Source organism: Paenalicyclobacillus ferrooxydans (assembly GCF_001399675.1).
Lineage (GTDB): Bacteria > Bacillota > Bacilli > Alicyclobacillales > Alicyclobacillaceae > Alicyclobacillus_B > Alicyclobacillus_B ferrooxydans.
In genome coordinates this window covers 89,267-101,304 of record NZ_LJCO01000054.1, presented here as the reverse complement: position 1 = coordinate 101,304, position 12,038 = coordinate 89,267, and the positions used below count along the sequence as shown (strand labels likewise).

At 47.1% G+C, this 12,038-nt stretch carries 11 protein-coding genes; 1 reads left to right on the top strand and 10 read right to left on the bottom strand.

The features are described from left to right. Window positions 1-326: 326 nt before the first annotated feature. Window positions 327-695 (top strand): IS110 family transposase, encoded by a 369-nt coding sequence (locus AN477_RS13695; protein WP_054969718.1) that lies wholly within the window; start codon window positions 327-329, stop codon window positions 693-695. Window positions 696-1,307: 612 nt separating this feature from the next. Here the strand turns inward: AN477_RS13695 and AN477_RS13685 are convergent. The 10 genes from AN477_RS13685 to AN477_RS13635 form a co-directional block, all read right to left on the bottom strand. Then, window positions 1,308-1,826, bottom strand: coding sequence for a GNAT family N-acetyltransferase (locus AN477_RS13685; protein ID WP_054969717.1), 519 nt, complete (start codon window positions 1,824-1,826; stop codon window positions 1,308-1,310). A gap of 245 nt (window positions 1,827-2,071) precedes the next feature. Then, window positions 2,072-2,566, bottom strand: a complete 495-nt coding sequence (locus AN477_RS13680) for a hypothetical protein (protein ID WP_157061964.1) — start codon at window positions 2,564-2,566, stop codon at window positions 2,072-2,074. 323 nt (window positions 2,567-2,889) lie between these two features. Then, complete coding sequence (locus AN477_RS13675; RefSeq protein ID WP_054969715.1) at window positions 2,890-3,519, bottom strand: hypothetical protein; 630 nt, start codon at window positions 3,517-3,519, stop codon at window positions 2,890-2,892. Between the two features lie 727 nt (window positions 3,520-4,246). Beyond that, a complete protein-coding gene (locus AN477_RS13665) occupies window positions 4,247-4,507 on the bottom strand; it encodes a hypothetical protein (protein ID WP_157061963.1) in 261 nt (86 codons plus the stop codon). Window positions 4,508-4,920: 413 nt separating this feature from the next. Continuing rightward, window positions 4,921-5,943 (bottom strand): DNA glycosylase AlkZ-like family protein, encoded by a 1,023-nt coding sequence (locus AN477_RS13660; RefSeq protein ID WP_054969712.1) that lies wholly within the window; start codon window positions 5,941-5,943, stop codon window positions 4,921-4,923. Between the two features lie 180 nt (window positions 5,944-6,123). Then, window positions 6,124-6,681, bottom strand: coding sequence for a GNAT family N-acetyltransferase (locus AN477_RS13655; RefSeq protein WP_342668560.1), 558 nt, complete (start codon window positions 6,679-6,681; stop codon window positions 6,124-6,126). Window positions 6,682-6,842: 161 nt separating this feature from the next. Continuing rightward, window positions 6,843-8,438 (bottom strand): group II intron reverse transcriptase/maturase, encoded by a 1,596-nt coding sequence (gene ltrA / locus AN477_RS13650; protein ID WP_281176345.1) that lies wholly within the window; start codon window positions 8,436-8,438, stop codon window positions 6,843-6,845. Window positions 8,439-9,207: 769 nt separating this feature from the next. Next, window positions 9,208-9,717 (bottom strand): hypothetical protein, encoded by a 510-nt coding sequence (locus AN477_RS24540; RefSeq protein ID WP_157061962.1) that lies wholly within the window; start codon window positions 9,715-9,717, stop codon window positions 9,208-9,210. A 136-nt stretch (window positions 9,718-9,853) separates the two neighbouring features. Next, window positions 9,854-10,033: a hypothetical protein gene (locus AN477_RS13640; RefSeq protein WP_054969710.1), complete on the bottom strand. Its 180-nt coding sequence runs from the start codon at window positions 10,031-10,033 to the stop codon at window positions 9,854-9,856. A 164-nt stretch (window positions 10,034-10,197) separates the two neighbouring features. Beyond that, entirely contained in the window at window positions 10,198-11,046 is an 849-nt protein-coding gene (locus AN477_RS13635) for an alpha/beta hydrolase (RefSeq protein ID WP_054969709.1), read from the bottom strand. Window positions 11,047-12,038 lie beyond the last annotated feature (992 nt).

Sequence of the window (12,038 nt, the reverse complement as noted above, 5' to 3'; positions counted from 1 at the left end):
ACCGAGGACTGGTTAGCTTAGTCGAACGATATGACGGAATTCGTTCCACAACGTGAACCGCCGTATACCGAACGGTACGTACGGTGGTGTGGGAAGACGGGGGTTAGTCACCCCCTCTTACCCGATTACTTTAGAGGTTTACTGCGGTAGCCGGGTCAGACGTCCGCCCCCGTGGGTCCACGAACCCGTGCGCTAAACTGTCCGCCCCTACTTGCACAAGCATGATTGAGGCTGGTTGGGACATCGATCTCGTATCACAAGCGAAGCTATGGTACTGCAAGATGGATAGGGGTTTTCCGGCAAGTACATGTGAAGGGAGTAAATCAATGAATCCTGTAGTTGGTCTGGATGTTGCCAAGGGAGAAACAGAAGGTCAGGTATTCCTGGATAAAGGTAAACCGCATCGCAGGCACTTCAGCATCGTCCATACGACCGACGGTTTTGAGAAGTTCCGTGAAGTGTTGGAGGGCGTTGAAGCCCTGACAGGTGCGAAACCAACCGTGATCTTGGAATCAACCGGACACTATCATGTCCCGGTGGTACGGTTCCTTGAAGAACACAGCTACGTGTACATTGTGGTGAATCCGCTCATCTCACAGCAGGCGAAGAAGTCCAGTCTTCGAAAGGTGCGAATTGTATCTGATCAATCCGCTTTCTGTCGGCTACATCACGTCCACCAATTCCAAATGCGGTGATAATATGGTCGCCCTCTTGAGGACTTACATCCAGAACATTCTCGACAGAGTCCAAATTAACCCATGTATGTGCCGAGCCTGTGTCAATAATCACGGACTCAAGCGTTATGCTTTTCCCGTTGTGCGAAATCGTTAATGGAGATAACAGAATGCCATTGACGATGCTTAACTTCATGAGTGAATTCCCCGAACCATCGGTTTCATGACGACGTCCATTATGATCTTCTCGTTTGACGTATGGTAAATAAAGTTATTCTGTCTTGCAGCTTTAAGGGCTTGACGAGCTTCTTGCGAACTCTTGAGGGGACGGATAATAGCAACCTCGTCAACACACAGCTTTCCGTCCTCCATGTGAGACTGTAAATCGTTCCAGATATACAAACTGGTTTGGGTACAATTCACGAACTTCCGACCACAGCATACTCATCACCGTCCGCTCGTTTTGATTAGTTTGATTGTACCATCATGGATGATTTTCTGGGCTCGCATTTACGTCGCATAACTGCCCTTGAGTGACACAGGCTACAGGACGGGAAGACCGAATATTCATGCATCCCAACCGAAAAAGGCTACGCAAGCCTTGCACCCCAGATGTTTAAGACCAGTACCGACTTACAAGTCGATCCAAAATCGTAGTAGCACATTTCCGCTTTCTTCAATGTAGCTTGTATCCTGAATCCCACCATTGTTTCGTATTGTCTTTTCAGATCCTGCGTTATCCTTATTGCAAATGACTAGGACTTTTTCTATGCCCAACTCCCTTGCCTTTAGTAATGACAGGGCTAAAAGCTTTGTAGCGTACCCTTTCCGTCTCTCAGAAGGTCGAATGCCATACCCAATGTGACCGAAAGGTGTAAGACGATGACGGATATTTACTGACCCAACAACCTTTCCAGAGTCAGTTACCAACCAGTATGTTGAAGAAGGTACCGTCCCGTCGGGCAAATACTCTATCTGCTCGTTGTTTAACAAAGATTCGATCATTCTTTGGAAATCTGCAGGGTCTCTGGAAATCACCCATGGTGCCATACCTTCCAACTCTTCCCCACTATTTTCCCACTCCTCGTAAAAGGAGATATACTCATTTTGTAACTCAATAGACGGTTTGCATAGATGTACATTCTCTCCCATTGTTCAACCCCCAGGAAGTTTTTCCATAGCGAGTCAATACCCGAAAAATCATCACTATCTATAGAATACCAATATAAGTGGTTGAATCGTTATTGGAGATCAATGCCCTTTAGCGACAGTTCGGAGTCACCATCAGGAACGAATATTCATCCAACAGCAGGGGACGTAATTTATTCAGTTCTCACGCCACGAATGTCTAATAAAACGTTCTCCTTGACAGGTATATTCTGAATAAATGCGTGTACTTACTGATACAAGTATGTAAGCACACCATCAATTGATTTCAAATTTTCTGGGATTAAGTTGTTGAGTTCATTATATACGGTAGCTATCTTGTCGCTAGGTATATCACCGTTGACCTGGTTTTTGATTATAATTTGATAAATTTTTCGAACCAGATTCTCCGCTTGCTTTGGAGTAATTGTAACAACCGCTTTGTGCTTTGGACCTACTAAATACTTCATATTCTTACCGACTAGCGCCATAGCGACATATGACACAAATGATGCATCTTCCTGAATCTGTTGAGTTCCTCTTTCGTGATTGACTATGTTCGCCTGGAGATATAGATCCTGCAAAACACCAGCTGCATACGTCATATTTACGGAGGACTTCTGATATCCAGGGAAAGTGACCCCACCTCCGTCTGCAACATCTACATCTTGTATTAAACGATTGTATAGCATTTGAGTGTATTGATGCTCTCGATTTATTTCCTTGAAATAAGTCCCTTTAACCACCAACGAAATAACCAATCCAATACACACGACTGTAAAAACAACATTAAACAAACGTTTTCGAAGGATTGTGGTTCACTTCCTCTCCTACAAAACAGCTAAAGTTATAAACTTTACTCAATTCCTCAGTTCTTCTGCCCCAAAGCTCAACAAGCAGTGTTTGAACCGAAGTGTACAATCATACATCCCCTGGTATTCGCCTTGTTCGACAACTGTTACTTTGTCATCGAAATCAAACTTACAGGACAAAAATTCCATCTCCCTTTTGTAGACCCCTATGCATTGGAGCCTTCCTCCCGTATTCATCTGGAATAGGCTGAGTGTCATCAAAATCGATGAAATAAGAGACCGTGAGACAACGTCCAGCTCTTGATTTCGTCGAATTCACTATTACCACAGTTCTTCTCTGACAACTCTAAGAGCTGAATCCGTGGAACGAATCCCTGCTTGAGAGTAAGAATGACCCATCGTCTCTCAGGTCTACATTCAATGCCAGACAGTTTGCTGACTGACGTCTCCCATGCTCCGAACCTGACGATGTCCTGGCGAAAGGTCAAAGGTCTTATCCACCTGCGAGCCAAAATGAAGAACAGAATTACTATCATGAATGCTAGTAGCGACGACAGAGCAAAGAGGAGTGACAGGAATGCTGACGTCCCCTGAGCGACTACACTCAATGGACCTAGAATAATGCCAAGAATCGCAAACAGCACGATTTCTCGGCGGTAAAGACGTTTGGCGCTAAATGTCAGTTCCTCCACATAACCGTCCCCCGTTCCGTATGACATACTACTCGGTTCTAACGTCAGCCCGATTAAGTCAAACATCACTGACAATACCTTCGCATATACAGATGGAGTAGTGGTTACTTGCCAAACAAGATCCGGTCCAAGGTTTCCATAATTGTTACTACAATGATGGTCCACCCAATTGCCTTCTGCGTTCTGGTGTGCCATCCGAAAAAGTTCCGCCTGGACAGCAGAAAAATAAGACCAACAATAATTGCTAGTCCACTCAATATAAACGTAGAGTAAGACAGTTTACTCACCCTTATGCAGAGAGATAACTCATGACTCATACCATCATTATACATTTATTTCCGAAGACGTCATATTCCGCTAAACTGCCCGAGTGTGACATAACCCAAAAAATTCCTCAGCGCATATTTATGTATTGGTGGATACAAATCCCTCTTCGGGATAAGTCCTCGCTACCTGAAGAACTACAGGTATCTCAAGGTAGGAATCGTTCGTAAATCAGCCATGATAGGAGCCTTAGTAAAGGGGCAAGCAATCCCGCAACAACGAACACCCACGATTTTATGATAACAAGCAAAACGGTACATACTATGAGACCTATAATCATTATTGCAATCGTTGCTTGACTATTGATAGGGGTTGCACCTGCATTCCATCCTTTCTGGTTTTGAGCATGACAGTCAAGATGGTATGGCATGATGCCCTGTAACAGCGACAAAGTCGTCACCAACTCAGATTTACTTTCAATGACATCACCGCATCGTTGACATACGATTCTCCTCAATGCACCCTGCCTCCCGCTCGTCGCCGACCTAATGCCTGTTGGACATTGCTGCCCGATCAGTAAGACCGTCGCCGTCAAAAATGCATTTTCATACATAACCCGGTGTCTTCCATCACAGAAGTGGCAACGACAATCATGACCTTATTTCGTTACGTGTAACTGTAGCATCATAGATTTCCCATCTGCCGCAACCGGCACATTCCACGTTCCTGGTGTAGTATTCAACGGGACTTTCCAGCTCCAACTTACATTCCCGTTTTTATCGGCAATCTTTGGGCGAAGACTGCTATCGTGGCTCGGTCCTGAAGAGTAATCGACCTCGATGCTTGCTTTGGCACCAGGCTTTACCTGAATGGTCAACGAGGCTTCTTGCACAGGTGAAACATCAAGATGTGATGACACAACTGCCAACCCACGTATGGCTGGTTGCGTCGTAAATCTCCCTGTAGCGTATTCAATAGTGGGATTATTGGTGGGGGGAGAATCGGGACTGTTGCGGTCTGGCGTGTTAGATGCAGTTTTATTCGTTCCCTGAGCGCATCCTGTGAGCACCAACGTAAACAACAGCAACCCAGTTAGAAGTTTCTTCGCAAATTGCTTCCTCCCACATGAACAAATTGTGTGCCTCACGCATAGTCTTATCACCTAAATTATACCAGAACAAAGTAGTGGTATCGCTCTGGAGCTGCCCGAATGTTCAATAACGTCACAGTGCGAATTTGGATGTACATGCACAACGGTATATGGTTATTTGCCATCCATCATTGGTGATCCTACAACTCAATTGTCCCTAGTCGGACTATTATTACACGGCCTCAAGGTTCCCATCGGATAGAAATCTGTCCCCTCATATCGGCCAGTGGTAATGATTGCACTTCAACCTCGACTGCATTTCGTTCTGAATGCGACAATTCACGCCACAATTGCACTGTCAGGGCCTGACCTGACCGTCGCCACACTCCGACAATCTCTCCGTCTACTAGCAACCCGCCGGGCCAGACTCGCGGTGTCCAAAGCAGACGCTGATACTCAATATTGGGAACTAAGAGTTCGCGATCACGCCCCTGAAGCAACAAATATGAGTCACCGCTTGGCAGCAAGCGCGCGGGTGCAGTGGCACCCTCCGGTAAACGGAAGAATGTCTCATCACTAGTTAGTATCCACGCGTCTCCGATAGGTGACCGTACCGGTGTTAGGGCGGAGCGCAGAGTATCGAATGTAGCCACACTGCTTCGTAGACTTATCCCCGCCCATTGACTAAATGATTCAGCCGTAGTGGGACCATAGACGTGCAGATAGCGACGGGCGAGCTCAAGGCGAGCATCGTTCGCATTTATCTCGGGGGCCGGTACTGTCCATATGGTAGGTTGTTTTGCACCGTCCCAACCGATCAAGATCGTACCAGCAGTGGCAGCGTAACGGAGACTGTTAGGGTGCACACCAAGTGCTCTTCCTGCATCTCCGTACTTCATCCGCCCGCCAGCCAAGATACCTTTCAGACGACGCGCGAGATCCTCGGCCCTGTGTAGACCCTTATGATCCTCAGGTAGCCTCCCCAGCGAAAATACAGCCCGATCGCACTCAGCAACGACAAAGACACTGAACCTCGGTCCCCAGAGTTGCACAAGTGAAGGGTCTGATAACGTGGACGGTTCAGTTCCTTCGACACGGGCATGGATGGACAGGAGAGCTGCACGCGGCATGCTATCTTGGAGTCCCGCCCAGGCCGCATGCCGAAGCGAGTCCGGCCCCATCGAAAGTCGATCTTCAAGTGCGCTTGCGCGCCGCCTGAATGCTAGGATTTGCGATCGCGTTAACTCCAACCGCGTTTCGGCCATGTCATATCACCTCGCCTGAGTTTTTTCACCTGCATACAACTAAGAATAATAGAGTTCATATGGCATTTATCTGCCCCTATGTGACACAAGCATCAGTCGACTAGAACTGTATAATCATGCGAAGGTCGCAGCCACATTGTTATTTCTACTCAAGCCCACTATCGCTGAATAAGCACAAGCTTATGAATGCCAACGTTCTCGTGTAATACTGTACAGGTTATGGTCTTCCCATAGGCCATTGATTTTTAGATAAAACTCTGAAAACCCATCGTACCGAAATCCCACTTTATCAAGAACCCTAATTGAGCTTACATTTCGGGGCATTACCGCCGCTTGAACCCTATGTAATTCCGCAGTTCTGAACGCAAAACCAATTGCTAAGCGAACAGCCTCTGTGGTGAAACCTTGACCATTGGAGTGTTCATCCAAGAAATACCCCATTGTACAACTTTCCCAAGCTCCACGGACCACATTGCTCAGACTGACTCGTCCAATAAGTCGGTCTTCTTTATTCAGAAAAATCCCGAATACGTATCCAGAACCAGTTTCCCAATTGTGTTGCACTTTCTGCAAAATTCCTTGCTGTCCTTCTAACGTGTAATGTGAGTCTAAAGTAACGGGTTCAAAGGGCTTCAAGAAATGGCGATTTCGCACGCGTAAATCAAGCAGTGCCTCAAGATCATCCATTCCCAGCCTACGAATGTAAATCCGTTCCGAATCTTGTCTTATGATGCCCACCTCGCAAAATGCATCTGTAGAATAAGCCCGAGCCGACCCGCGCCCCCGTAGGGGGCAGTTTGACGCTCGGACTCTTCCCCGAACCGGACTTGCAACTTTCACCGCATCCGGCTCTCCATTCAAAGTAGTTGTATTTGTACGTATTAGGACGCCCCGTTTGGTTAGTTACGTTTGCGCTGCTGTCGCATTTGCCTGTAGCATGAAATGCACGAGGCGACAAGATTGTCTGGTATCAATTCCCCTTGAGATGAGCGTTCTCCTGCTGTTTTTGGAAGGTAATGGACATGAACATTTCCGCGTACCAGCTTGCATCCACACGTGCTACATCGGCTGCTTTGCCGTTGTACAACGTGTTGTCTGAAGTGCCCCCAGTTCTTGGACAGTCCATATAGCCTCTGAATAAATCTGGTCTGTTGTACCTTCATCGTTTCACGGAGCTTTCGGTTTCCATCTAGCCATTCTCGGTCCTCGACTACATAAGGATTCTTTTGTGAGCACTTGTCTGGATACTCTATTTTGTAGAGTCCAAACTTATCGAGCATATGCACATTGCCGTCGTCATCTCTAAACCCAAAGTTCTTCGCTGTGGACTTCCTGTGGTGCGGTAGATTCGCAGCTTCGTTGTATCGGTACTGGTATCGCCGAGCCACAACACCTGGTGGTTCTCGTGTTCTCCGTTTAAGCCTGTGAAACACAAGCCACCAGAGGTAGTAGTCGAGGGCAAGGAAGGTGTCCTTTGCGTTCCCTCGTCGGAAGTATTCGGCGAATCCTCGAATCTTTTTGTTTAGTAGTGCAATGGCGGCTGTGCCAGGTGCTATCTGTAGTGCCTTCGAATCCTTAGCTAATGTGTCTCTGAACCGTTGAATCGCTTTTCGACTTGGCTTGGCAAGAACTCGTGTCTTTCCTTGCCGCGTCCATCGTCGAATATTGAACCCAAGGAAGTCGAACCCCTCGTCCGCATGTGTGACGAGTGTCTTCTCTGCGGATAACTGGAGCTTGAGTTTCTCCTGCAGGAATTGTGCAACTTGAGCCTTCAGCAGCTCTGCATGCTCCTTACTTTTACAAAAAATCACCGCGTCGTCTGCATACCGGACAATGTAGCAGGGGATTTCCGACTTGCTCCGCTCGTATGGTGAAAGAAACTCGTACTTGCTCCCAATGAATTCATCCAGTTCATTCAGATAGATGTTTCCAAGGATTGGACTGACCACTCCGCCTTGCGGGGTGCCCAGTTCGATTTCCTCAAATTCTCCTTCGTAAATGAGTCCAGCCTTCAACATGTTGCGGATGACCCGTATGAGTCTGCGATCATAAATCGTCCGTCGCAGAATGCTGAGCAGGATTTCCTGGTCTACGTTGTCGAAGAATCCCTTAATGTCGAGTTCGACTATCCATTCATAGCGGTGTCTACCAATGAGAAAGCGGACTCTCTCAATGGCGTGGTGCGTACCGCGAAATGGGCGGAAACCGTAGCTGTGCGGGTGTTGCTTTCCTTCGTAGATTGGTTCCAAGATGCTGCGGACAACATCTTGGGCAACGCGGTCGACAATAGTGGGAATACCGAGCGCGCGCTTTTCCGTGGGCTTGTTGTACTTCGGGATAAATACTCTTCGTACCGGACTGGATATGTATGAGTGGAGTGCATGTTTGACTTCTTCCCGAAGTTGCTGCCTAGCTTCCTGCGTGGTGTAATCCTTCTTCGTCATGTTATCTACTCCGGGTGTGTGGGCACCTGAGTTACTGAGGACGTTCTCAATCGAATTGTTAATTCAGACATTCCATCTCAGCAGATAATGCAGTCTTGAAAAAGGTCGTTGCTCCAAAGACTTTCGTGCAAGGCGCGTTTGTGTTTCGAATCTCTTTCTCTCCTGAATAGAGGATTGAGTGATGGCAGTGGAAATCGCAATCACTCCCGTTATAGGGAGTCCTACTTTACTTGCGCGCACCCTACTTCAAACTGGAACCCTTCGCCATGTAACGGGCTTTCCCCATCGCCGACTACTACGGTTCCTCCGTCCCGACACATTCACGTCAACGTAGCTGTCCATCCCTGTTTGGACGAATGAGTCGGTTCCCATGTTCACTATGCACTGTCTCGCTGCCTTAGGTCGCCACTATACGCGGGGAAGATTCAGGGTGTTGCAACTCTATACATCCCTGACCACCGGCATGCCGGGTCGTGTCTCCAAACGCAAGGGAGTCACGCTCATTCCACCCACTCGTATCATCCGACGATTTCGAGTGTTGCAGTTGACCACGCTTCAGACATGGCTTTGCTTTCGCTGACCATAGCAGGTCGTTGTGGCTAGCCCCGCATCTTGGGAGGTCGGTCTCCCTCACGGGTACATTGTTGGATGGGCTTCAAACCCTGGGTCTGCTCAGACCTAACGCATGCCAGCCTAGCCTTGGCGAGATGAGGTACTCGCCAACCACCTGAGTTGGTGGCTTCAGTACATAGCGCCTCATGGCGCACTGAGTTATACTGCCCTTAAGCGATATTCCTTCGCCGTCTGCACAAATGAATATTCATACACGTTCCACCCACACCATGTACCATCGTTTTTGGTCTGTCTGGTTGTATTCGTTGTGAGCAAACACGTAGAATGTCGGTCCATGAAACGTGTTTAGTCGTGTCAGTTCATAAACCAAGGAACAAGCAATTTTCTCGTCTTCTGTACGATATCCCTCGTAAATATTGCCAATTTCGTTGTACACAACCGAGGACGCCCACTCCCACGACTCACGATGAGTCTCGAACTTCATGCCATCCTCGTGCCACCTGATATCCTTGGGATACCGTGGGCTCTGTCGCCTTGCCCAGTCTCTTGCACCTTTGAGTATTCGTGCACGGTCATCCGAGGTTACAGCATTCGACGGCTCAATAAGATCTGCTTTAATTATCTCTACTACATCATCTGCCAAATTAACATGAGCAGTTAATGTGCCAACACCTTTAAGCGTCTCGGTTACATGAATGACTTTATTCTGCTCATCACCCCAATGATACTTAACGATACTCCACCCCATCGAAGGCACCTAGTTCACCTCTTATTTCGCTATTCCTGTGATATAACGGTAGTGTCTGTTGGACTACATTGAACATGCACCCATTCCCTATCCGCCTTTACTTAAAAAAAGAGCCATGCCATTCGTTCAGCATCAGCTCCCTTGGTCACTCCGACTTTTTGTAGTTGTCTAACAGGAGTTTGTAAATGGCATCCAGTTTGGCGGATGTATTTTGCATCGAGTTACGCATTTGGAAAACCGCAACCATAAGTGCAATCCAACAGATAACTGTCAAAATTGGAACAAGAATGCCTAATGCCATGAACCCCGCATTCGCAACCTGCATGTCAAATGCCCCCATTCAAGCGTTGTTCATATTCCCAACAAGATCATTCACATCCTAATATTAGAACACCCCACTATGTCGCACTTCTGCCCATCAACTTCACAACCAACAAAGTGTATAAATGAATATTTATGTAATTTGACAAACAGCTTTCTTAGAGAAGTTTACGTTCCCAATATCTCATCAATAAAGCTAATACAACGTCCCATGTACTCAGCAGTACGTTTCACAAAAGCCTCTTCATGCCCTACTCCGGTGACTTCCCAATATTGGACCGTAGGAATGTTCTTTAGGCTTCTCCCATTCATCACATGAATCGACGAATCCACGTCGCCATGTATTACGAACAACGGTTTCTTGATTGGTCGTTTAAGTCGACCCGGAAGACAACCTGTGAACATTTTGAAAAAGAGTGGCAAAAACAAAAGAATAGGACTCGGTATACGATACAAATGCCGATACATGCTCTTAAAAGATTGGCTCGCATTAACAAATGCGCTATCCGTAATGGCGCATCTGATATTCTCGTCGTTTTTCGATAGAGCCAACAACGTGGCGTGTCCGCCTGCTGAAAAGCCCCACACGATAACAGGTACTCCAGTACGTTTTACAGACCAATCCGCAACATCGATCAAATCCTCGGATTCTCGTTGTCCTCCGCTATACGTTTTAGTTCCATTCACATACCTAGCGTCATATAGGACCACGTTCATTTGGTGATTGTGAAGGTCACGGGCTATCTCTAAGAATGGAACCCATCTTTCCTCCCTACATGACGTCCAGCCATGTACAAGAATCACGGTTGCATGGGCAGTATTCGCAGGTATAAACCATCCAAATAATCCACTCCCAACAACGACATCTTCGTATTCAAGCCCATATGCCGAAGGAGTCGTCGTAAGCGTCATATTGTCAGGGTGTAGTTTTTTTGGGTGAGCAGGATACCAAGCAAGTACGGCATTTAATACGACCCAGACTGCCAAAACAACCCCAAAAATTACGACGAAGAACAAATAGTATTCCTCTCCTTCCATGACCACGAATTTACGTGCAAGTGATAGATAACAGTCGGTCGGTATCGTGTGGATGCTGCCCAAACGCCCAATAACGGTTGCACGTTAAAAGTGAATATTCATACGACTATTGGCGAACTATCACCACGTGTCACCGAAAGAAGGTGCCCAGGCACCCAGGATCTGTCGTAGGAATACGATTTGTCCCGAATGATAACTATTGTGTCCTACTAACATACCAATCACTTCTGCACGAGACCGCCCCTGCCGTGCAGCCACAGTTGTATCCAAATCATCTATAAAACCCTCGACTGCATGTAAGCCTTTAAGGAACCTATTTACAGCGTTGAGCCACTCTCTTTCGCTCGTTGGGCTCACGTTATCCGTCCATGCATCCGCTGCGTGTTCTGGAGTTCTCGGAGTGTCATTTCTAAGCAACGCTAAAGAGAATTCTTGCCAATAAAATCATATGATTTACAATTTGCCAAATGGAATGCTGAATACCATTTGGGAGTTCCGCGACCAATCTCCAATTCAAATCTCCACAGACATTGGCAGGATTGACATGTGATCCTCGTCCATGCAATCCATTCAGCAGAGTTTGCCGAACATATTGCTCCGTTTCCAATAAGCGCCACTCCATTCACTTTATCTTTACTATACTATGGTATCTCTAAGACACACTACTGAACACTCCTGCCCCATAACTGAAGAGCGTTTCACAGGCACGGACGCATGTTTATGCAAGTGTCTGTCCGCACTGTGCTTGCAGGCTTGCACCCGTTAATTCAACGCGTTGGGCTGAAACTCCCTGTTCGCTTGCTCCGTCTAATGGTAAAAGGGAGTTGACGAGGAACGTAGCAATGCTGAATGAAGTGGCTAGGAAATTGGAGCAGAATCACTCTATCACAGCCACTGTCATCCCAGCGGGTTTGACTGAGCCGACAGCTCCCACAAGGATATTCGAACGCACTCGAGATCTCGGCATTCTT

Excerpts from the sequence above, each read along its gene's own strand:
- AN477_RS13640 (WP_054969710.1), bottom strand. The coding sequence starts at position 10,033 with ATGCAGGTTGCGAATGCGGGGTTCATGGCATTAGGCATTCTTGTTCCA.
- AN477_RS13695 (WP_054969718.1), top strand. The coding sequence starts at position 327 with ATGAATCCTGTAGTTGGTCTGGATGTTGCCAAGGGAGAAACAGAAGGT.
- AN477_RS13675 (WP_054969715.1), bottom strand. The coding sequence starts at position 3,519 with ATGGCACACCAGAACGCAGAAGGCAATTGGGTGGACCATCATTGTAGT.
- AN477_RS13660 (WP_054969712.1), bottom strand. The coding sequence starts at position 5,943 with ATGGCCGAAACGCGGTTGGAGTTAACGCGATCGCAAATCCTAGCATTC.
- AN477_RS13685 (WP_054969717.1), bottom strand. The coding sequence starts at position 1,826 with ATGGGAGAGAATGTACATCTATGCAAACCGTCTATTGAGTTACAAAAT.